19 protein-coding genes and 1 tRNA gene are annotated in these 21482 nt (G+C 37.2%); 15 read left to right on the top strand and 5 right to left on the bottom strand.

The genetic code is table 11. From position 1 onward, the window contains the following. Positions 1-210: 210 nt before the first annotated feature. The 6 genes from QSJ81_RS00840 to QSJ81_RS00865 all read left to right on the top strand — a co-directional run bounded on the left by QSJ81_RS00840 (position 211) and on the right by QSJ81_RS00865 (position 5020). Positions 211-747 carry an RNA polymerase sigma factor gene (locus QSJ81_RS00840; RefSeq protein ID WP_285715518.1) on the top strand — a complete coding sequence of 179 codons (537 nt, stop codon included), beginning with the start codon at positions 211-213 and terminating at the stop codon, positions 745-747. 13 nt (positions 748-760) lie between these two features. Next, positions 761-1132, top strand: coding sequence for a hypothetical protein (locus QSJ81_RS00845; RefSeq protein WP_285715519.1), 372 nt, complete (start codon positions 761-763; stop codon positions 1130-1132). Between the two features lie 83 nt (positions 1133-1215). Continuing rightward, positions 1216-2169 (top strand): UV DNA damage repair endonuclease UvsE, encoded by a 954-nt coding sequence (uvsE, locus tag QSJ81_RS00850; protein WP_285715520.1) that lies wholly within the window; start codon positions 1216-1218, stop codon positions 2167-2169. Between the two features lie 144 nt (positions 2170-2313). After that, on the top strand, positions 2314-2601 hold the full coding sequence (locus QSJ81_RS00855; protein ID WP_285715521.1) for an STAS domain-containing protein: 288 nt from the start codon (positions 2314-2316) through the stop codon (positions 2599-2601). A gap of 379 nt (positions 2602-2980) precedes the next feature. Then, a complete protein-coding gene (locus QSJ81_RS00860) occupies positions 2981-4372 on the top strand; it encodes an L-cystine transporter (protein ID WP_285715522.1) in 1392 nt (463 codons plus the stop codon). A 345-nt stretch (positions 4373-4717) separates the two neighbouring features. Then, entirely contained in the window at positions 4718-5020 is a 303-nt protein-coding gene (locus QSJ81_RS00865) for a PTS sugar transporter subunit IIB (RefSeq protein ID WP_285715523.1), read from the top strand. On the opposite strand, the gene QSJ81_RS00870 is transcribed toward QSJ81_RS00865, so the two are convergent. Then, positions 5021-5893, bottom strand: coding sequence for an SDR family oxidoreductase (locus tag QSJ81_RS00870; RefSeq protein ID WP_285715524.1), 873 nt, complete (start codon positions 5891-5893; stop codon positions 5021-5023). Between the two features lie 194 nt (positions 5894-6087). On the opposite strand from QSJ81_RS00870, the gene QSJ81_RS00875 reads away from it, so the two are divergent. The 3 genes from QSJ81_RS00875 to QSJ81_RS00885 all read left to right on the top strand — a co-directional run bounded on the left by QSJ81_RS00875 (position 6088) and on the right by QSJ81_RS00885 (position 8464). Next, entirely contained in the window at positions 6088-7161 is a 1074-nt protein-coding gene (locus tag QSJ81_RS00875) for a tartrate dehydrogenase (protein ID WP_285715525.1), read from the top strand. 109 nt (positions 7162-7270) lie between these two features. Beyond that, entirely contained in the window at positions 7271-7735 is a 465-nt protein-coding gene (locus QSJ81_RS00880) for a DoxX family protein (protein ID WP_285715526.1), read from the top strand. A gap of 519 nt (positions 7736-8254) precedes the next feature. Next, complete coding sequence (locus QSJ81_RS00885) at positions 8255-8464, top strand: hypothetical protein (protein WP_285715527.1); 210 nt, start codon at positions 8255-8257, stop codon at positions 8462-8464. Positions 8465-8619: 155 nt separating this feature from the next. Here QSJ81_RS00885 and QSJ81_RS00890 read toward each other — a convergent pair whose 3' ends face one another. Continuing rightward, entirely contained in the window at positions 8620-9933 is a 1314-nt protein-coding gene (locus QSJ81_RS00890; protein WP_285715528.1) for an aminotransferase class V-fold PLP-dependent enzyme, read from the bottom strand. A gap of 277 nt (positions 9934-10210) precedes the next feature. Here QSJ81_RS00890 and QSJ81_RS00895 point away from each other — a divergent pair, with 277 nt between their 5' ends. Then, positions 10211-10606, top strand: coding sequence for a bacteriohemerythrin (locus QSJ81_RS00895; RefSeq protein WP_285715529.1), 396 nt, complete (start codon positions 10211-10213; stop codon positions 10604-10606). A gap of 149 nt (positions 10607-10755) precedes the next feature. Here the strand turns inward: QSJ81_RS00895 and QSJ81_RS00900 are convergent. Further along, positions 10756-10832 (bottom strand) — tRNA-Arg (locus QSJ81_RS00900). Between the two features lie 193 nt (positions 10833-11025). Between QSJ81_RS00900 and QSJ81_RS00905 the strand changes: the two genes are divergently transcribed. Continuing rightward, on the top strand, positions 11026-12195 hold the full coding sequence (locus tag QSJ81_RS00905; protein WP_285715530.1) for a M20 metallopeptidase family protein: 1170 nt from the start codon (positions 11026-11028) through the stop codon (positions 12193-12195). A gap of 250 nt (positions 12196-12445) precedes the next feature. Here QSJ81_RS00905 and QSJ81_RS00910 read toward each other — a convergent pair whose 3' ends face one another. After that, entirely contained in the window at positions 12446-13909 is a 1464-nt protein-coding gene (locus tag QSJ81_RS00910; RefSeq protein WP_285715531.1) for a sodium:solute symporter family protein, read from the bottom strand. A gap of 22 nt (positions 13910-13931) precedes the next feature. Continuing rightward, positions 13932-14129 carry a DUF3311 domain-containing protein gene (locus tag QSJ81_RS00915; RefSeq protein ID WP_285715532.1) on the bottom strand — a complete coding sequence of 66 codons (198 nt, stop codon included), beginning with the start codon at positions 14127-14129 and terminating at the stop codon, positions 13932-13934. A gap of 353 nt (positions 14130-14482) precedes the next feature. Between QSJ81_RS00915 and QSJ81_RS00920 the strand changes: the two genes are divergently transcribed. From QSJ81_RS00920 to QSJ81_RS00935, 4 genes are all read left to right on the top strand, one after another. Beyond that, entirely contained in the window at positions 14483-16810 is a 2328-nt protein-coding gene (locus QSJ81_RS00920) for a cache domain-containing protein (protein WP_285715533.1), read from the top strand. A 176-nt stretch (positions 16811-16986) separates the two neighbouring features. Further along, positions 16987-18606: a sigma-54 interaction domain-containing protein gene (locus QSJ81_RS00925; protein ID WP_285715534.1), complete on the top strand. Its 1620-nt coding sequence runs from the start codon at positions 16987-16989 to the stop codon at positions 18604-18606. Between the two features lie 220 nt (positions 18607-18826). Further along, entirely contained in the window at positions 18827-20209 is a 1383-nt protein-coding gene (locus QSJ81_RS00930; RefSeq protein ID WP_285715535.1) for a tryptophanase, read from the top strand. A gap of 204 nt (positions 20210-20413) precedes the next feature. Then, complete coding sequence (locus QSJ81_RS00935; protein ID WP_285715536.1) at positions 20414-21400, top strand: 2-hydroxyacid dehydrogenase; 987 nt, start codon at positions 20414-20416, stop codon at positions 21398-21400. The last annotated feature ends 82 nt before the right edge of the window (positions 21401-21482 follow it).

Here is a 21482-nt window from a genome sequence, read left to right on the forward strand (position 1 = left end):
GTGAAAAAACAGCCCACTCTTTTTTAGAGGGGCTTTTATTGTTATGGATAACAATAAATAGATGTAATAGTATTTTTGTGCTAAAATAAGAAAACTTATGCAATAAATAGTGTTTATATCCGTCATATAAATAGTGAAGAAAATTATCAGTAGGTGTGAATGCCTGGGTGAAATTAATAGTTAGCTATTTTAAAATGGAGAAGCTTACATATGGATGAAGAACAAAAATACTTTAGTAAAAAGATTGAACATGAGCGAACAAAATTCATACAATATGTACGCCGCAAAGTAACAGGGATATCACAAATGGATGCTGAGGATATTGTCGCTGATGTCATCTTTAATATATATAACAAAGTAGATTTTCAGCATCATATAGAAAATCTTATTGCATATATGTATCGCTCGATTAGAAATAAAATTGTCGATCATCTTCGTCAATCGCGGCCAGTTTTGTCACTGGATAAGATGGATGAGTCCACAGGTGCGCCTTGGGTGGAAAATATGATTGATCCCAATGGCGACATTGAGACCAATTTACAAAACAAAGAGTTTCGTGAATATTTTTTTGCTGCACTGATGAAATTAGAACCTAGACAGCGAGCGATTTGGATAGCGACGGAAATAGAGGGTTATACCTTTAAAGAACTTTCAAAAAAATGGGGAGAACCAATTGGGACGTTATTATCACGCAAAAGCAGAGCAACCAAATCATTAAAGTATATGCTTACCGATTTTAAATTTTGAGGAGGTTTTATATATGAAAGGAAATTATGATCAATGTAAATCCAAGGGTAAAATTATTCTTATTCATGTTGTTGTAGGTATTCTTATGGCCTTGGGATTTGGTCTAGTTTTTGGTTATTTTGTAATGTTATTATGGAATTATTTGATGCCAGATATTTTTAGCCTGAAGGTCATTACATTTTGGCAAGGAGCAGGCTTAGTATTTATGCTGCGATTACTTTTTGGAACCTATGGGAAAGATATACATGGGCATCATGCAAAGAAATGCCATCCCTATAAAAGAACCACCCAAGGTATTGGAGCGTCTGAAAGCAGTGAGCATTATCAGAGTTGGTGGGAGGAGCAAGGAAAGGATTCGTTTGAAAAATACGTGAAAAATAAGTAAGTGTATGTAGCAGTAAAATTTTTAACCTGCGCTATTTTGCATACACTAGCTTTAATGATTTTATTTATAAAGGGAGTTATCTAATGCGCATTCGCTTTGGTTATGTAGCAATGGCTTTGGGGATTCCAGAGGGATCTCCCAATAAAACGGTGACTGCGAGTACTTTGAATAAGCTTGCTGATCCATTTGATCGTTTTAGTAAGCTCACACGGCTGGTTAAAGAGAATTTATCGACTCAATTACGTGTGCTGCGTTATAACCTTGCCCATGATATTAAAGTCTTTCGATTTACTTCTAAATTAGTGCCTTTAGCGACTCATCCAATAACATCTGGGTGGAATTACTGTGAAAAATTTCAACATGAACTAGTCGAGATTGGCACCTTGATTAAGAAAGAAGGTATACGGGTTAGTGCCCATCCTGACCACTTTGCAATTCTCAATAGTAAAGATGCGAATGTACTGGAAGCAACATTAGCAGACTTATGCTACCATGTAAATCTTTTTGAAGCTATGGGTTTAGGTGTTGAAGCAAAATTGGTTCTCCATGTTGGTGGGGTTTATCAAGATAAACTTCAGGCGTTGCTTCGTTTTAAATCAGAATTTAGTAATTTGCCTAGTAGGATAAAAGATAGAATCATTATCGAGAATGATGATAGATCCTACAATGCGAATGAGGTTCTCAGTCTTTGTGAAGATTTGAAAGTACCAATGGTCTTAGATATTCATCATCATAGTTGCTGTAATGATGGCACGTCCCTTACTGATATCCTGCCTGCGATCTTTGCCACTTGGGGTAACATGATTCCTAAAATTCATGTTTCTAGTCCAAAAGGGACGAACAATGCTAGGGCACATGCAGATTATATTAATGTCGATGAGTTTGTAGCTTTTTTAGATATTGCGAAACAATATAATCAAGATTTTGATGTTATGATTGAAGCAAAACAAAAAGATCTGGCCTTACTTTCTTTAATGAAAGAATTGAAAGACGTTAAGGGAGTTACAATTATCAACCAAGGGGCAATTGAATATTAGTAGTATCTAATACTTGACAAGATAACTTGGTATAATGTAGAATTTGATTAATAATGATAATCATTATCTATTGAGGTTAAAAGATATCCATTAAAACACAATCAATTATATGCGAAAATAATGGAATGATAGGGGAGTGGATATATGACGCTTTTGATAAAAGCAGATGAACAACAAGTTTATATGAATATAAATGGTGATGTTTATTCAGAACATGTCAATTTTTTGCAAGATAGCCTAATAGAACGCTTGCATTATGGGTATCGGCACATTGTTCTTGATGTTAATGATGTTAGCCAATTCGATGACAAAGGAATTGCTATGCTGACATATATTCGTTCGAAGCTACATAAGCTGGGAGGGAAATTGATTATTAACGATAAGAATGGAGCAGTTTCTGACTTGGTTTTTGACAACCACAAAATTTTATGAAATCTAGCTTCCGATAAATTGGAAGCTTTTTTATGTTCTATGTTAGATCTCTATTCTGAAGCCATCAAAGAGTGTAAAGTTGATGGAGCGGGATAGAAAATTTATAAAAAGCTATTGGCAGGGCCAGGCGACTATGTTATTATAAGAGAAATAAAATATTTGTTAGTTGATCAGTAAACTGAAGGCTAAAACGATCGCTGCTGGCGGTCCTTTTAGCTTTTTATTTTTTTCAAGGTGGAGGCGAAAAAAATAGAAAGATCCGACAGCTATTTTAGAAACGTTGGTATTAACTAAAGACGTGATGAATAGAATGGGTTATTCATTGACAGTTTGCTTTTAAGCCCAATGGAATTATTTAAAAGAAAAGGCAGGGGAAATTATGAGTTCTTATTCAACAGTAATTACTAACATTCTAGCAATGCTGGCGCTTGTTTATAGTTTGTATTATATGCAACGTAAAGGAGTTAATTTTGGGATACGGGTTATGGTAGGAATGGTTCTGGGTATTTTGTTTGGTGGGGTACTTCAGAGCTTATTTGGTGGCTCATCGACGATTATAAAACAATTAAATAGTTGGTTCGATTTAATTGGATCCGGTTATGTGCGCTTATTGAAAATGATTGTTATGCCTTTAATTATCGTGTCTATTATTTCGGCTATTACGAATATTAAAGATATGAAAATCCTTGGTAAAGCTGGTGGATTAATCATTGGTATCCTGTTATTCACTACCGCTATTGCAGGTTTAATCGGAGCGGGTTCTTCCTTAGCCTTTCATTTGTCGGCAGAGGGATTGCAGGTAGGAGAAGCAGAATTGGGTGCCACAAAAAGTGTCGAGGGTAAATTAACTGCCTTTCAGACAAAACCAATACAGCAGCAATTAATAGAGATTATTCCAACGAACCCTTTCTATGCATTGACAGGTCAAGGAAGTGCGGATACATTGTCAGTAGTTTTCTTTTCGGCTCTTATCGGCATTGCTGTGTTAAGCATAAAACAAAGCAAACCTCAATCAGCAGAATTTTTTATGAAAGTTATGAAGACTGCAAACGATGTTGTGATGCAACTAGTGGACTTTGTATTATTATTGACACCTTATGGTGTATTAGCACTCATGACTAAATTTGTTTCCACAAGCAATTATGCCGATATTTATAAATTAATTCAATTTGTAGTAGCTTCTTATCTAGCCCTGATTCTTATGTTTATCGTGCATTTAATAATATTATCCTTTATGGGATTCAATCCTTTTACTTATATCAAAAAGGTTATACCTGTCCTGATTTTTGCGTTTACCTCTCGGACCAGTGCCGGAACACTTCCTCTCACCATTGAAGCATTGATCAATAAGTTAGGCGTTCCTTCTGGTTATGCTAATTTATCAGCTTCATTCGGTGTAAGTATTGGGCAAAATGGGTGCGCCGGTATATATCCAGCCATGCTGGCTGTGATGGTTGCTCCGACTGTAGGGATAAACCCACTTGAAATATCCTTTTTGCTTAAATTAGTGATTATTGTTGCGATTGGTTCTTTTGGTATTGCTGGTGTAGGTGGTGGTGCAACTTTTGCTGCACTGGTTGTTCTTTCTACTATGGGATTACCAGTAGGCATTGTAGGTTTACTGATTGCTATTGAGCCATTGATTGATATGGGCAGAACGGCATTAAATGTAAGCGGAGCCATGATAGCAGGTATTGCTAGTAGTAAATTGATGGGTGAAATGGACACTGAGACCTATCATCAGGAAATATTAGAAACAAAACCAATGTAAGATAAAAAAATTACTAAAAAGCTTCCGAGTATTCGGAAGCTTTTTGACTTTTGAAATCGTGGAGCGTAAGACGTTACGATTTTTTCCTATAAATAAGACTAACATAGGAAAAGATCTTTGTGCATAGAGTCTAATAGCATCATTTTTTAATATACTTACAATCTTAGGGAAGTAGAAGAAGTAGATAGTAGGAATTCTACCTATTTTACGGAATCAGAAAGTATAACACTTTCTTGATTCCAAGTAAGAACGGCTAAGGCTTCTGCCTGCGTCCGAGGACTTGGCACAAGCCAAGTCTATTCTTATGAAATAAGAATAGGATCTTAACCAGAAAGGGTGAAAAAAATGAAAATCTTAGTATGTTGCAGTGGTGGGCTTGATAGCAGTTCTATAATTGAAGTGAATATTAAAAAGATACTAAAGGAATTTGAGGTTGAAGCGCAAGTAGATCATACCGATTTATCCTCAGCATCAAGCATAAAAGCAGATGTCTATGTAGGTACTAGAGAAATTGTAGGGCAGCTATTATGTTTAGGCGGTAGAGTTATTTCCCTTAATAATATAATTGACATGAAAGAATTGAGAGATAAATTAAGTGTAGTGTTACAGATACCCCTTCCCTTACCAGGGGAAGAAATTAGTTCATAACTACCCATTCACGATAGTACCGCCATTGACATGAAGGATTTGACCGGACATATAGACAGAATCTTGTGAGGCCAAAAATACGTAACATGGAGCCACTTCCACCGGTTGACCAGCCCGCTTCATTGGGGTATCCTGACCGAACTTGGTTATATCTGGATCGGCAAATGAGGCTGGAATGAGTGGTGTCCAAATCGGTCCAGGGGCAACACCATTGACGCGAATGCCTTGTGGGAGTAAGGAAAGAGACAAAGAACGAGTGAAGGCAACGATGGCACCTTTTGTTGCGGAATAATCAATAAGCTGCTCATTCCCTTTGTAGGCAGTAATAGACGCTGTATTAATAATGACACTGCCTTTTTTTAGATGAGGTAATGCTGCTTTGCTAAGGAAAAAATAGGAGAAGATATTGGTGCGAAAAGTTTTCTCCAATTGTGCGGCGGAAATGTTTTGAAGACTTGTTTGTACATGTTGTTCAGCAGCATTGTTTACGAGGATATCTAATTGACCCAATTTACTTACTGTATCTGCAACTACTTGTTGGCAAAATTGCTCATCACCAATATCACCAGCAAGGGTTACACACCTTTTGCCCGTTTCTTCAATTAGCTTTTTTGTTTCTGCAGCGTCATCGTGTTCATTAAGGTAGGTGATTGTTACATTAGCTCCTTCTTTAGCAAAAGCTAAAGCTACAGCTCGACCAATGCCGCTATCCCCGCCGCTAATTAAGGCTACCTTATTTTCCAGTTTACCACTTGCCCGGTAGTTAGCATCCATAAAAACTGGCAGTGGCTTCATTTGTGATTCAATTCCGGGCTGCTGGTTTTGATGTTGCGGTGGGAAGGATGTTCCCTGAGAACCCTGTTGTTGGCTCATCGTGATGCTCCTTTCGAAATGTTATGATGTCATAGTTTTTCCGAATTGCTGCGCTACAATACAAAAAAGTGTGAAACAGTAATTTACTGCTAATAATTCCTGTAAAATATTTTGCAGGAATTTTGTATTTGGTGGTCAATAAATATAAAAACAGGCAACTATTAATATAAGAAGAGGAAGGGGATGGACAAAGGATGAAAATATATAAAATAGCTGTAATTGCAGGCGATGGAATTGGACCTGAAGTATTAGCAGAAGGCGTAAAAGTTTTAAAAGCAGTGGCGCAGCTGGCTGGAGATTTTAACTTTGAGTTTACATACTTTCCTTGGGGCTGTGAGTATTATTTAAAACATGGAAAAATGATGGATGAAGACGGTTTAGATACTTTAAAAGCTTTTGATGCGATTTATTTAGGGGCGGTAGGTTATCCAGGAGTTCCTGATCACATATCTCTTTGTGATTTATTACTTAAAATTCGTAAAGGCTTTGACCAATACGTAAATCTACGTCCCATTCAACTATTAGAAGGGGCACCTTGTCCATTAAAAGATAGTAGACGTGATCAAATTGATATGCTGGTGGTTCGGGAAAATAGCGAAGGAGAATATGCGGGAGCTGGGGAGTGGTTATTTCGAGGTCAACCTGAGGAAGTTGTTTTGCAGACAGGAGTTTTCTCTCGTAAAGGTACCGAGCGTATTATTCGTTATGCTTATGAAATCGCTCGCAAAACAAAAAAAACATTAACAAGTATTAGTAAAGGAAATGCGTTAGTGTATTCTATGGTATTTTGGGATCAAGTATTTGCCGAAGTAGGACGTGAATATCCAGACGTTGTCACTCACTCTTATTTGGTAGATGCAGCATGTATGTTTTTTGTAAAAGAACCTGAGCGATTTCAAATTGTGGTTACTTCCAATTTGTTTGGCGACATAATTACAGATTTAGGTGCTGCCATAGCCGGAGGGATGGGGTTAGCTGCAGGTGCTAATATAAATCCAGAAGGTAAGTATCCTTCTATGTTTGAACCCATTCACGGGTCTGCACCAGATATTGCTGGGCAAGGAATTGCCAATCCCTTGGCTTCGATTTGGTCAGTAAGCCAAATGCTTGATTTCTTTGGTCAAGAAGAATGGGGAAAGGTAGTCCTACAGGCGATTGAGCAGGTCATGGTAGAAAAGAAATCTCTGACTAGAGATATGGGCGGGACAGCCAATACCCAAGAAGTTGGCAATGAAGTTGTGTCCATACTATCCAAGATATGTGGATAAAGTTTGTTAGAATAATGTAACCGTCAGGAATTTGTATTTGGATGATAAATAGGGTATATTAGATTTATCGCAATTTATTTAATAAGTAAATCTAAAGGAGGAAACAAAAATGAAAGAACTAATTAGAAGTCTAAATCAGCGTTTTTTCTCTTTTATGGATTTAGGCTTGTTAATTTTTCGTTTAGGAATTGGCAGTATGTTTATGTGGCACGGATTCCCCAAAATTACTGGTGGCGTTGAAAAATGGGCGGAACTAGGAAAATCCATGGCGGTCCTCGGTATTACCTTTGCTCCAGCGATTTGGGGGTTTATGTCTGGCTTCGCAGAGTTCTTTGGCGGTTTATTTCTTGCTATCGGTTTTCTTTACCGACCCATGTGCTTACTATTAGTTAGTAATATGTTAATTGCATTTTCCACCCAAATGTTAGAAGGAAAGGGCATGTTGAAGGCGGCCCAATCACTGGAAGATGGTTTTAGTTTCTTAGGAGCATTTTTTGTTGGTCCTGGTAAATATAGTGTTGATGAATACTTGGGTTTGCAGTCATCTAAGCAGAAGGGATATTCTCGATTTTAAAAGAACAGAACTACTAAATACATAATGAAAAAGGCATTGCCATTCTTTTGAGTGGCAGTGCCTTTTTTTATGGTATCAGAACTTATAGGTTTCTAGTTAAAAAGATTGAAACACAAAGACACAATGCTGCTATCGCGGCATACAAAAAAGATGGAAATGAAATGGTTAAAACCCCTTTGTGACCTTTGTGTCTTTGTGGTTCAAAAGGACGCGTAGCGTTTTTTTTATTTACTTATCATATTTCTTCTTAGTAGTGGCAATAATAAAGTACATATGTATCAGGTATAAAATATGGTAAGGAGAATCAAAAAGCATGGAAGAAAGAGAAGTGGAATGGAAAACCCATCCTATAGTCAGAATTACAGGTATCTTAATTTTATATACGATTGTTAATGCAATTATTGCGCTAGTAAGGTTTTAGGCGAAAAAGAAACCGCTCCGTAAGGAGTGGTTTTAGTTTACTTATTTAGTATTTATAGCTTATATTGCGGGTAATATAGGAAATGAGGAGGGAGATTAGTGGATACTAAAAATAGTAAATACAAAATTAAGGACGAAGTGTCCTTTGAAAAGCGTAAACTTTTCGGGAGTTCTTTAATTAGGGGAATTATTATTAGCTCTAGATTGATAAACTATAACTGGGTATATCTGGTGCAATGCTGTGACGATAAAAAACTAATAGTAGTCCCGGAGGATGATATTTGGCTGTTGGAAAACAATGAGCTATAATACATCTGTCATATCGATAACATAAGATAGGTGACTTGTGAGAAGTAAGTTAGCTAGATTGAAAAGTAAAAAAAACTGTCATTGACAAGAATACTTCAATAATAAAGTGTAAGGTAAGCATATCAATGACAGTTTTATTATTATAGATTGTCGTATTAATATTTTTGTATATAAGCCTTTTTATTTTTGCTAATTTGATGTAATAAATCAATCAATATATCAACTTCGTCACTATTATTATATAATCCTAAACTCATTCTAACTAAGCCAGGGCAAGGTACGTTAGGATTTTTTTGAATGTCAGAAAGTTTTTGATTTGTTATTCCCAAAAGCTTTTCTATATAGGGATGAGCGCAGAATAGACCATTCCGCACGGCAATCCCAGCTTCGTGGGATAAAATATTCGCTAATAATTCGTGATGGATTCCAGGAAGGTCAAAGGCTATAATGCCTAGGCGATCTTCTTTGTTTCCAGCACAGCAATATAATTTTATATCGGGAATTGATGTTAATCCAGCGATAGCATAATGAATTAGATTTTGTTCATAGTTATCAATAACTTGCATTCCAATAGAACTTAATGTTTTTATGGCAGCTAATAAAGCCACAACTCCCATAACATTAGGGGTGCCAGCTTCTTCTTTGTGGGGAGGGGTATCCCATGCTATAAATTGATGAGATACTAATTTCACTGCACCTCCTCCCTTACAGTAGGGTTCCTCTCCTTCAAAGGTTTCTTTTGGTCCGATAAGGACACCTATACCAAAAGGTGCATACATTTTATGAGCAGAAAAAACAAGATAATCAAGATGCTCTAGCGATTCATAGTCTTTCATATCAATAGGACAGTGAGGAGCCAGTTGGGCTCCATCTACAAGAATTTTTGCTTCGTATTTATGAGCAAGTTTTGCAATTTTGTAGATAGGGTTTTTGTAGCCAGTTACATTTGAGGCACCAGTGACTGTAACTAATTTTATCCTTCCGCCATAATGTATTAATTTCATCTCTAAGTCTTCTAGGGAGAGCTTGCCAAATTCATCAATAGATACATAATCTACTAAAAACTTATCTCTCCACGGTAAATCATTTGCTAAATGTTCCATATCTGTAGAAAGAATAACTTGTTTATCGTCTTTTTGCTCTAGAATATAAGATAGTAGATTTATTGCTTCTGTTGTATTTTTCGTATAAATGACGACATCTCGGGTGTGGTCTGCATTGACAAATTTCTTTATAACGTCTCTTCCTTCTTCATACACATCTGACGAAAGTATTGATTTATACCCTGCGCCACGGTGAATTGATGAATACCAAGGAGCAAAGTCTCCAAGTTCTTCCATGACGGAATGAAGGGGTGGAGTTGTAGCCGCATTATCAAAATTAATCCCTGTAACATATTTACCATTTACTAAAGGCAGTTTGCGATCCACTCCGACAACTAGATTTCTAAAAGGTGAGTGTATTGCCATCTTGTGTCCCCCAATCATGTTGGATACTCACTTACCATATAGAGTATTTGCGCTATATAATATTCTATGCATTGCTGCAGATCTAGTTCCTTTAGTAGCTACTGTAATCTTACAAAAATCCTTTATCTTTAAAAAAGCAACAATAAGTGTTAATGATTTATTATAATTTTAATAAATTAAAGGAAAAATGTAATTAATGGAAGAATAATTATCATAAAGTAAAAATTTCATTCAAATCAAAAATAATAGTAGAATGCAAAGGAGATTGTTAAACTTTATGGTAACATGGGAAGATAAGTATGCTATAGGAGTCGAATCGATTGATGAACAACACAAAGAGCTATTTGAGATAGCGAATCGGATTTACGATCTTTTAAAGAATGATCTCATAACGGATAAATATGACTCGATCATTGAAATCATTGAAGAACTAAAAAATTATACAATCTATCATTTTGAGGCTGAAGAAGAATATATGAAAAATATTGGGTACAAAAAACTTCTCTCACAAAAGGTTGCACATAATGATTTTTTAGAAAAAATGGAAAGCATTGACTTAGACCAAATTGATAATGGACATAATGAATACTTGCTTGGAATTTTGGATTTTGTCTGTGAATGGCTTGTTGAACATATTATAAAAGAAGATAGGTTGATTGTGGGTAGTAATTAACTTATGCATATAAGAAAAGACTTGGCTTGAGCCAAGTCCCCGGGCGCAGGCAGAGCCTTAGCCGTTCTTTCTTGGAATCAGAAAGTGTTATACTTTCTGATTCCGTAAAAAAAAAGCACTGAAAAATTCCAGTGCTTTTACTTACTAAATGGTGACCCCGGAGGGATTCGAACCCCCGACCTATTGATTCGAAGTCAAACGCTCTATCCAGCTGAGCTACGGAGCCATTTAATTGAATAATTTCAATTGTAGCAAATGTAAAATGAAATGTCAATGAAGGGGGAAATTCGGTACTAAAAGATCGTAACCTTATGATTGACAATTTTTTCATGGAAGGGTAAGATTATTTTAGACGGCAGAGAGGCCTTTACCATGAGAGGTGAAGGCCTCTTTGATATTAAAGAAGAGGCGATGATAATATGACAACTATCGGAGTTATTGCACAGAAACACCATAAATCGGTTATAGAGTTAAGAAGATATCTTCATAGATTTCCTGAGCTTAGTAATCAAGAGTTTAATACTCAGAAGCATATAATAAAGGAGTTAACAGCGATTGGCCTTGCGTGTCATTCCATTGCTAAAACAGGAGTAATTGCCGAGCTTGAAGGCGGTAAACCTGGTAAAACCATTGCTATTAGAGCGGATATGGATGCTTTAGAGATAGTTGATGAATGTGGTAAGTCTTATCAATCTCAAAACCATGGTGTATGTCACGCCTGTGGGCATGATGGGCACGTAGCCATGTTGATTGGTGTTGCTAAGATCTTGGTCGAAATAAAAGAAGAAATTGAAGGGAAAATTCGTTTTTTATTTCAACCAAGTGAGGAACACTTTCCTGGTGGAGCAAAATTTATGATTGAGGAAGGCGCCTTAGATGGAGTCGATGCTATTATTGGTGCTCATCTTTGGGAACCTATGAAGGTAGGCACGATTGGTATTACTTTTGATCGGCTTATGGCTTCGCCGGATGAGTTTACTATTAAGATTAAAGGGCGAGGCGGGCATGGGTCTATGCCGCAACAAACTGTAGATGCATTATTAGTTGGTGCACAATTAACAGTGGCTTTACAGACAATTGTCAGTCGCAATGTAGATCCTCTTGAACAAGCTGTAGTTTCATTAGGCTATTTTAGAGCTGGAGAAACTTTCAATATTATACCGGACACAGCCGTGATCAAAGGAACTGTTCGGTCTTTTGAACCATCGATTCGTGCTCTTATTTTTGAAAGAATTGAGCAAATTACCAAAGGAATTTGTGAAGCTAATAATGCATCCTACGAATTTGAAAAAGTATTAGGCTTCCCTGCTTTGATTAATCATCCTGAATATTCGAAAGTGATTGGTGAGGCAGGCGTCATAGTTCTTGGCAAAGAAAATGTTCTAACCATTAATCCGGTCATGGGTGGGGAAGATTTTTCGTATTACTTAGAAAAAGTACCTGGAGCGTTCTTCTTTATTGGTGTAGGTAATGTTGAGAAAGGAATCATTTATCCGCAACATCATCCTAAATATGATATAGATGAAGATGCTTTATGTTATGGTATGGAAATTATGGCAACTGCTGCCCTTGCGCTGGCTCATAAATAACTTTATATGTAACGATTAAAAAAAGAAATAGAAAAAACACTACGCGCCCTTTTTGAACCACAAAGACACAAAGGTCACAAAGGGGTTCTAGCCATTCCTTCCCATCTTCTTTGTGTGCCGCGATAGCGGCATTGTGTCTTTGTGGTTCAATCCTTTTAACTAGAAACTTATAAATTTTGATACCATAAAGAAAACGCTACTAGCTCGCCAGTAGCGTTTTCTTTGTTATTTAAAGGATAAAGATAATAAGTTATAGATTAACCTCGCTTTTTGCTTTTATAGGAGTATAGGTAACTAAGCTTACCAGAACAAAAACAATTGAATTAGCAAGCAAAGCTACAAAACCTGCGTTTAAATTCATACCAGCGAAGGGTAAAGGATCCATTTTTCCTAGAATCAAAGTGAATACGAGAATTTCCCCGATTATCAATCCTGAATAGGCTCCGAGCCTTGTGGCTTTTTTCCAATAAAGCCCTAGCACAATCATAGGAAAGAATTGTGTAACACCTGAGTACCCTGTAAGGAGTAAGTTAACAAGCATATTGGGAAGAAAAATAGCCAAACAAAGAGCAATGGTAGTAAGTGCTAGCAATGTAATTCTTGCAACATTGATTAGGTTATTCGGGGACGTATTCTTTCCAATGGTTTTGCTGTAAATATTGCGGGTAAAGAGCATTGAGGTAGACAGAAGTAAATCGGCAGCTGGAATCATACAAGCCAAGGCACCTGCACCGCCAACAAGGCCTAACGTCCAGCCGGGAAAAAGTTTTTGTACTATGGTCATGAAGGCCATATCAGGTGTTTTCAAAGGTGCTTCGAGTAAAAGCAGAGCAGCAAATCCCACTAGCATTGGGAATAGCAAACAAATTTGGTATAGGGGTAAGTAAATTGCATTATGGCGGAGTACGTCAGGATTACGGGCGCTAAAACTATTGGTGGTGAAATGTGGCCACATGTAAAACCCTAGGCTTGTTACGACTAAAGTAGACATTACCCAACTTACATCAAAGTTTTTTGTTCCCCCTGGCAAGGCAAGAAAACCTGGTTTGGCAATTTCGATTGCTTCAAACATACCACCTAAACTGCCAAAATAGTGGATAGGTAGGTATAGGCCGAAGAAGACAACAGCAATCATTAATAGTATATCTTTTAGCACAGCTGTAGAAGCGACACCTTTTAGGCCACTCAAATATACAAAGGAGGCAACTAAAATGAAAGCAATTAACATTGCAGGAATTCGAGTAAGTTGTCCATAAGAGCAAGTCTCAATAATGAGTCCAAGACCAGTTAATTGTAGTTGTAAATAGGGAAGCAAAAAAGCAACGCCAATAATTGCAGTCAATAAGCTTAAGTTTTTACTGTCATATAAATGCTCAATTAAATCAGGTTGCGTCATTAGACCATGTTTGCGACCAATGGGCGAAATGGTAGGTAACAGATAGTACCCGACAATATAGGCTAAGGCACCATAACCTAATATGTAAAAAGTTGGGCCTCCACGAGAATAAGCCCAGCCACTAGCACCTAAAAAGGCAAAAGCAGTATAAATTTCACCTGCTAAGATAAACCAATTTAGCCATCTGCCAAAATTACGTCCGCCAACGGCCCATTCTTCAAGATTCATCTTCTTATTCATGCCAGGAATTAACCCGATAATTGTTGCTGTAATAATAAACAAAAATATAATTAAAAGTGAAACTGTTTCATTACTCATGTTGCACCATCCTTTTTGAAAGTTAAGAGTCTTGCTTATGTCTTGAATCAATGAAATAAATAGCCTGTAAGCAAAGGAAAGCAAGGAAAATCCCAGCGACAAACCAAAAAGCTAAAAAGGGTAATCCTAGCACAATCGGAAAAACTTTGTTTGCAAAGGAGACCATACCAATTGTCCAAACAAAGGGAAGAAGGGTTAGAATTATTTTTAAGGTATTCATCTTTTATTCCTCCTTATAAAAAAATAGAGCATCCCTCAAGGGATCCTCTGCATTGAGGTAACATTTATTAATATGTCTCAATGAATATAGTATAGTACCAAAAGAAGAAAATTACAATTGTTTTTCCGATAAAGACTTGTAAATATTGTTGCGTGATATGTTGTAAAGGGTGTTCTATGTTAAATGAATGAGAGATTTACTATATGTTAGTATTGCCTCTAAGAATATCCAAAGGACAAAATCCTGCAAAAGGTAAAAACTTGCAGGATTTTTGTATTTTAATGGCAAATAAAACAGTATATAGGATATCTGAATGAATAGTCGAGGCGGAAATTCTTTGAGGAGTGGAGAGCATGAAAACTCAAACTTTACAACGCCAATTTAGATTATGGACAGTTATTCTTGTTGTTGTCCCCAGCTTGTTGATTATGGCTATTTATACCATTAATCAAATTAACATTGTTAAACAGAAAAAGCTGGAATTAATCAGTCAACGAGTCGATTTTCAGAGACGATTGATCGAATATTGGTTAGAAGAAAGAGCTACAGACGTTCATATGTTAAGTCAGTTAAAAGCTTTTCGTACCTTAGATGAGGAACAAATGAAGATGACTCTCGATCTAACACAACAGAACAGTAAGGAGTTTGATTCATTATCATTCATTGACCGGGATGGGTTATTCAAAATATCTACATTGCCTGGGGGGATTCAATTTCCATCAGCAATTAGCCAACCTTATTTTCAAGGAGCGTTGGCGGGGGAAGAGTATATATCTGATATAGTAATCGGCCGAAATAGTGGATTACCGATTATTAATTTTTCTTCTCCTATTTATGACAATGAAGGAATTTTTCAAGGAATGTTACTTGGTTCCGTACGAACGACGAAGATTGAGACACTGTTGCGTGAGAATTGGATGGGAGAAACAGGAGAAATACTTCTAGTAAATCGCGCAGGGAAATTGATTGCCCAGCCACGATACGTTACCACTCTAATTGATGAAGGAATTTTAGAGGGTGATTCAAAAAAAGAAGTTAAACTTTCTAGTGAGGCTTTGGCGAGTATACATATTGGCGAAACTGGTAAGGCCAGTTGGACGGATTACTTGGGCAACAAGGTAATGGGTGCTTACCAATATATGCCTGAACGCGGATGGACGCTGGTTGGTAGTGTTAATGAGAAAGAGGTTCTTAATTCAATTTATGTTCAGCTTGGAAAAATGGCAGGTGCAACAATTTTTCTCATTTTTTTGATTTTACCATTGGCTACAAAGCTAACGAATTCTGTAAAAAAACCTATTAATTGGTTGATCGACCAAGCCAACTTAATATCAGTGGGAAATTATGAAAGAATAGAGCGGGATAAAGATATAAAAAAGATGCCTCAAGATCTAAGTAAACTTTGTAAAGCTTTCCTAGAAATGAGCTATAAAATTGAGAATACTGTAGGTCTCCTCAAAGAAAATGAAATGAAACTAGAGAGTAAAGTAGTTGAGATAAGAGAGATTAATATTTCTATGGAAAAGGAAATCATAGAGCGAAAAAAAGCGCAAGCAGATCTTCAATGGCTGAATGCTAGACTGGAAGACGAGGTCAACTATAGAACACAGCAATTGCAGCAGAGTGAACAGCAATATCGAAAGTTAGTTGAGAATAGCCCGGATATTATCTGTCAATTTGATAAGAATTATCGTTTTATCTATGTTAATCCTGCATTTTCGTTGATTACAGGTATATCTCTTGACCAAGCTGTTGGTAAAACATCACTAGAAACGGGTGCACCTGAGGAATACTGTTCTAGTTGGGTGAAAAATTTGGATACTGTATTTAATACGGGCTCTAAATTAGAACTTGACTCATGGAGTGTTCGACTATATGATCAACATTTTTACTCTATACGTCTTATACCAGAGTTTAATAAAGATGGACAGGTAGAAAGCGTTTTATGTATTGCCCGTGACGTAACGGAAAAACAGCAGCTTGAGAGGAGAATGGCTCAAATAGACCGTCTTAATATTGTCGGTGAAATGGCTGCTGCAATTGGTCATGAAGTACGTAATCCTATGACTACAGTGAGAGGGTATCTACAGTTGTTTCAAAAGAAAGAGCAATTTTTAAAGTATGGTGAGAGCCTAGGCACTATGATTGAGGAATTGGATAGAGCAAATAGCATAATAACGGAATTTCTCTCTCTTGCTAAAAATAAGACTGTAGATATGAAACGTGGGAATTTAAACAAAGTTATACTAACTATACTTCCTCTTCTCCAGGCGGATGCTCTTTGTTGGGGGCATGAAATTAATGCGGAATGTAGTAAGATACCAGATAGCGATTTTGATGAAAAGGAAATACGACAGCTTATTTTGAACCTTGTGCGAAATGGTTTCGAGGCAATTGAAGATAGGGGAGAGGTCATAGTTCGAACCTATTTACATAATGATAATATTGTTTTAGAAGTGCAGGATACGGGAAAAGGAATCCCAAATGAAGTGATGGATAAGTTAGGTATACCTTTTGTTTCTACGAAAGACGGAGGAACAGGACTGGGGCTTTCCGTCTGTTACCGTATTGTGGATAGGCATGGGGCAAAGATTGATGTCAGTACAGGAAGGAATGGAACAATTTTCACTATATATTTTAATCTTTCTAAATCCTATGTTGTTGAACAAGAGATAGCATAAACTGTTTTAAAGGGCTCTACAATACAGGTTAGCCTATCAAAAAAATATTAATGATTGGAGTAAAGAGATGAATTAGACAATTGGTTCATCTCTTTTATTTTTAATAGTCTGGTTAAATTTGGTATAATTAAAGTATCTGAGTATGTAGTCGATAGATGAGAGGGGAACTGATATTCATGCAGGAATATGTAATTCAAATTGATTTTATAGATTACCCTGGATTAGGCTATGAAATATTTAAATGTACAGAACAGAATAATATCGACAAAATAGCTATGGAAGTACTGCCAAAGCACGGTATGGTAATTAAGTTTCGTTGTGAGATAGATGGTCAGGTTAAAAAACTAATGGAGGATCTAAAATCAGTAGTAGGGGTAAATTCCCTCAAATTTTGTGCGCAAATGCCATACGAGGAAAGAGAACATGAATTACGAACTATTCTGGATTCTGTGAGCGAAGGTATTCTTGCAATTGATAAGGAAGGGAAGATTACCCACGTTAATGAAGTTGCCTGTAAGATATTTTATTTCAGCCCTAAAGAGTTGATCGGATTAGGTGCTGAAGAACTTTTAAGTCCTAATTCTCCGATTCTTGATACTTTGCAAAGTGGCAAGACCTATAAGTTAAAGGAACAAAAAATTAAAATAGACGAAAAAATAATCCATTATCTTATGAGTAGTGTAGCCGTCAGAAATGACCAAGGTAAAATAATCGGGGCTGTCTCTACGATAAAAGACTTTCATCAAGTAGAGAATATTATCTCTAGAGTGGGGAATATGCACAGATTAACTACATTTGACGATATTGTGTATCAAAGCCAAAAGATGAATCAACTTATTGCTTCTGCTCGCACGGTGGCTAAAAGCAGCTCTACCATTCTACTGCGTGGAGAAAGCGGGACAGGAAAAGAATTATTTGCAACGGCGATTCACGCAGATGGCCCTAGATATAAAGCTCCGTTTATTGCGATAAACTGTACAGCTTTAGCGGATACTCTTCTAGAAAGTGAGTTATTCGGCTATGATGAAGGTGCTTTTACAGGTGCATTGAGGGGTGGGAAGAGAGGACTGTTTGAGCAAGCCAATGGTGGTACATTGTTTTTAGATGAGATAGGTGAGATATCTCATCGGTTGCAAGTGAAATTACTACGAGTATTGCAGGAAGGTGTAATTCGAAGAGTAGGTGGAAATAAGGAAATACCGATTGATGTTCGCATTATAGCTGCAACACATCGTAATCTGGAAGATTTGCTGGAAAAAGGAGAATTTAGGAGAGATTTATATTATAGGCTAAATGTAATTCCTCTTACCATTGCTCCACTTCGAGAAAGAAAAGAAGATATCCCTCTACTAGTACAACGCTTGATTCGTAAAATTTGTGAGAAATTAGATAAACCAGAGGTTCGATTATCAAGAGAGAGTCTTGATCTTTTTATGGCGCAAGACTGGCCGGGTAATGTACGACAATTAGAGAATACTTTAGAGCGGCTTCTCAATTTGACTAGCGCCACAGAAATTACTTCTGAGCACGTTTTAACCTGGACTGATTTAAGGGATATTACGAGCCAGATTACTTATAAAGAAGAAGGCGAAAATATTTTGCAGTTTGAACTTCCTAGTGATGGACAATGCCGCCCGCTAAAAAATATTGTCGCTGAGGTTGAAAAAGAAGTTATTAAGAAAGTTTTAAAGAAATATCCTTCCTCTAGATTAGCTGGACAAGCTTTAGGGGTTTCCAATACGACTATTTTAAACAAGATGAAAATCCATAAGATTATGTATTATCTTCAAAGGTAAAGTACTAGGTAAATATTATAAAGAGCGTATATATATTATGGTTGTCAGAGTGAGAAGAAATGTTTTCAGTGAGACGAATTCTTGACATGAAAAATTATCAGAATACTGAAACCATATATATAAATAAGCAATTACATATAATTTCCCACATTATACTTTGGCATGGCAATTGCAAAAGTAAGTTGGTGCAGAGGTCATTATAATAATGGGGGGACTTAATATGAGTAGAGAAGCTGAGCCTTATCGCATCAAAATGGTGGAACCATTACGTAAAATTTCAAAAGCGGAAAGAGAATACGCATTAAAAGAAGCTGGTTATAATCCTTTTCTGTTAAAAGCGGAGGATGTATATATTGACCTTCTAACAGATAGCGGCACGGGAGCGATGAGCGATCAGCAGTGGTCTGCTTTGATGGTAGGAGATGAAGCTTATGCTGGAGGTCGATCTTTTTATAAGGTTAAAGATGCAGTAAAAGATATTTTTAATTATAACGATATCATTCCCACTCACCAAGGGCGTGGAGCTGAACAGGTTCTGTTTCCTCATTTGATTAAGCGTAAGGGACAGTATGTTTTAGGTAATATGCATTTTGATACAACGATGGCCTGGATTGAATTAAATAAGGCAATACCTGTGAATCTTGTCATAAACGAGGCTTTTGCTACGGATAAAGAACATCCCTTCAAAGGTAATTTTGACTTGGAGCGGTTAGAAAGTTTCATAGTTGAGAAGGGAGCAGAAAATATAGCCTTTATTATTATAACGGTTACTTGTAACTCAGCTGGTGGTCAACCGGTTTCTATGGAAAATGTTCGTGGTGTAAAAGGTATAGCAGATAAATATGGTATAAAGATTAACTTCGACTCCGCTCGTTTTGCAGAAAATGCTTATTTCATTAAGCAGCGTGAGGTTGGTTATACTGATAGAAGCATTAAAGAAATCGTTAGGGAAATGTATGCTATGGGGGATTTCTTGACGATGAGTGCCAAGAAGGACGCAATTGTAAACATGGGTGGGATGATTGCTATAAAAAATGATCCTGATCTTTATGCCGCTGCCTGTGCCTCTTGTGTACCAATGGAAGGATTCGTAACTTATGGCGGTTTATCAGGTCGTGACTTGGAATGTTTGGCTGTTGGTCTTCGCGAGGGAATTGATGTCGAATTTTTAGAAAGCCGGATTGGCCAAGTGGAATATTTAGGAGAAGAGCTTCGCAAGAGAGGCATTCCCATTCAGTGGCCAGTAGGCGGGCATGCCGTATTTGTTGATGCGGGGAAATTTCTACCTCATATTCCTGCGGAGCAATTTCCTGCACAAGCCCTTTGTAATGAACTTTATCTGGAAGGCGGCGTCCGGCCTGTAGAAGTTGGCTCTTTACTGTTAGGTCGTGATCCTGAAACTGGTATACAGAAAAAAGCTGGTGTGGAATTTATGAGATTAGCGATTCCACGCAGAGTTTATACGGATCGCCATATGGATGTTGTAGTAAAGGCATTATCAAACATATGGGATCGCCGTGAACAAATTAAAGGTTTAGAATTTACTTATGAGCCTAAAGTGCTTCGTCATTTCCTATGTCGTCTAAAACCTACTGGAGAATAAGATTTTATACAAAGCCAGTGAAGCACAGTGAGATAACATCACTGTGCTTCATTGGTTTGTATAAATTAAGGTGAAAAAGTCTAGTGGAAAAAAATCAAAATAAATAGTTTTGCAGGAATTTGCATTTTTATGGTAAATAGGATTACTAACGTTATCTCTTTTGATATGAATAAATAAAAAGAATAATAATAGGTGGTTTTTGAAATGAGTAAATACAAAGTAGTAATAGCTGGTAGCTTAATGGCTCCTGCTTTAGAACGAATTCAGAAATTTTGTGACGTGAAACAATGGACGAAATCAGGGGCAATTCCACAAGAACTTTTATTCGATTGGCTAAAAGACGCAGAGGGACTTATTGCGACTGCAAGTATTAAGGTCGATAAAGAACTCCTAAAGCACGCGCCAAAACTGAAAGTAATCTCTCAAGCGGCAGTCGGTTATGACAATATTGATATAGGAGCTTGTACCGATAAAAGTATACCTTTTGGCAATACGCCGGGAGTGTTAGTAGATGCTACGGCTGATCTAGCATTCTCTCTCCTATTGTGCTCAGCACGGCGGATTCACGAGGGGTGGGATTTTGTACGTTCTGGTGCTTGGCGCTCTGGATCAAATATACCTTTTGGCATCGATCTTGCCGGTAAGACCCTTGGCATTGTCGGTATGGGACAGATTGGGGCGGCGGTAGCCAAAAGGGCAGGGGCTTTTGGTATGAATGTCATTTATTACAATCGGAATCGGCGTCCTGATGATGAAAAGATCGGAGCCACATATCAACATTTTGATACGTTGTTAGAGGAGGCGGACTGTATCATCGTATTGACACCTCTCTCTAAGGAAACTAGAGGGTTGTTTGGGCGAGAACAGTTTACCAAGATGAAATCTACGGCTTATTTTATCAATGTTTCACGGGGGCCGGTTGTCGATGCAAATGCGCTTTTTGACGCTTTAAAAACAGGTCAGATTGCCTATGGAGCACTTGATGTGACTGACCCTGAGCCAATACCGATTGATCATCCCTTATTAACACTTCCTAACATTCTTATTACCCCTCACATTGGTAGTGCAACCACGGAGACTCGTACTGCAATGGCTCAACTTACAGTTGATAATTTGCTTGCAGGGTTAGAAGGTAAGCCATTACCCGCCTGTGTGAATACCAATTTGATTATGGAGAAGCAAAAGGGTTAAATTAAATGTAACAAAATCCTGTAGGGTAATCGCACCTTACAGGATTTATATTTTAATCACAGAGTGCTTAAAAGGCATACGC

Origin of the sequence: Pelosinus sp. IPA-1, from assembly GCF_030269905.1 — a bacterium.
Classification (GTDB): domain Bacteria; phylum Bacillota; class Negativicutes; order DSM-13327; family DSM-13327; genus Pelosinus.

Excerpts from the sequence above, each read along its gene's own strand:
- QSJ81_RS00930 (WP_285715535.1), top strand. The coding sequence starts at position 18,827 with ATGAGTAGAGAAGCTGAGCCTTATCGCATCAAAATGGTGGAACCATTA.
- QSJ81_RS00905 (WP_285715530.1), top strand. The coding sequence starts at position 11,026 with ATGACAACTATCGGAGTTATTGCACAGAAACACCATAAATCGGTTATA.
- QSJ81_RS00875 (WP_285715525.1), top strand. The coding sequence starts at position 6,088 with ATGAAAATATATAAAATAGCTGTAATTGCAGGCGATGGAATTGGACCT.
- QSJ81_RS00920 (WP_285715533.1), top strand. The coding sequence starts at position 14,483 with ATGAAAACTCAAACTTTACAACGCCAATTTAGATTATGGACAGTTATT.
- QSJ81_RS00935 (WP_285715536.1), top strand. The coding sequence starts at position 20,414 with ATGAGTAAATACAAAGTAGTAATAGCTGGTAGCTTAATGGCTCCTGCT.
- QSJ81_RS00915 (WP_285715532.1), bottom strand. The coding sequence starts at position 14,129 with ATGAATACCTTAAAAATAATTCTAACCCTTCTTCCCTTTGTTTGGACA.
- QSJ81_RS00860 (WP_285715522.1), top strand. The coding sequence starts at position 2,981 with ATGAGTTCTTATTCAACAGTAATTACTAACATTCTAGCAATGCTGGCG.
- QSJ81_RS00845 (WP_285715519.1), top strand. The coding sequence starts at position 761 with ATGAAAGGAAATTATGATCAATGTAAATCCAAGGGTAAAATTATTCTT.
- QSJ81_RS00855 (WP_285715521.1), top strand. The coding sequence starts at position 2,314 with ATGACGCTTTTGATAAAAGCAGATGAACAACAAGTTTATATGAATATA.
- QSJ81_RS00880 (WP_285715526.1), top strand. The coding sequence starts at position 7,271 with ATGAAAGAACTAATTAGAAGTCTAAATCAGCGTTTTTTCTCTTTTATG.
- QSJ81_RS00840 (WP_285715518.1), top strand. The coding sequence starts at position 211 with ATGGATGAAGAACAAAAATACTTTAGTAAAAAGATTGAACATGAGCGA.
- QSJ81_RS00910 (WP_285715531.1), bottom strand. The coding sequence starts at position 13,909 with ATGAGTAATGAAACAGTTTCACTTTTAATTATATTTTTGTTTATTATT.
- uvsE (WP_285715520.1), top strand. The coding sequence starts at position 1,216 with ATGCGCATTCGCTTTGGTTATGTAGCAATGGCTTTGGGGATTCCAGAG.
- QSJ81_RS00870 (WP_285715524.1), bottom strand. The coding sequence starts at position 5,893 with ATGAGCCAACAACAGGGTTCTCAGGGAACATCCTTCCCACCGCAACAT.
- QSJ81_RS00865 (WP_285715523.1), top strand. The coding sequence starts at position 4,718 with ATGAAAATCTTAGTATGTTGCAGTGGTGGGCTTGATAGCAGTTCTATA.
- QSJ81_RS00895 (WP_285715529.1), top strand. The coding sequence starts at position 10,211 with ATGGTAACATGGGAAGATAAGTATGCTATAGGAGTCGAATCGATTGAT.
- QSJ81_RS00890 (WP_285715528.1), bottom strand. The coding sequence starts at position 9,933 with ATGGCAATACACTCACCTTTTAGAAATCTAGTTGTCGGAGTGGATCGC.
- QSJ81_RS00925 (WP_285715534.1), top strand. The coding sequence starts at position 16,987 with ATGCAGGAATATGTAATTCAAATTGATTTTATAGATTACCCTGGATTA.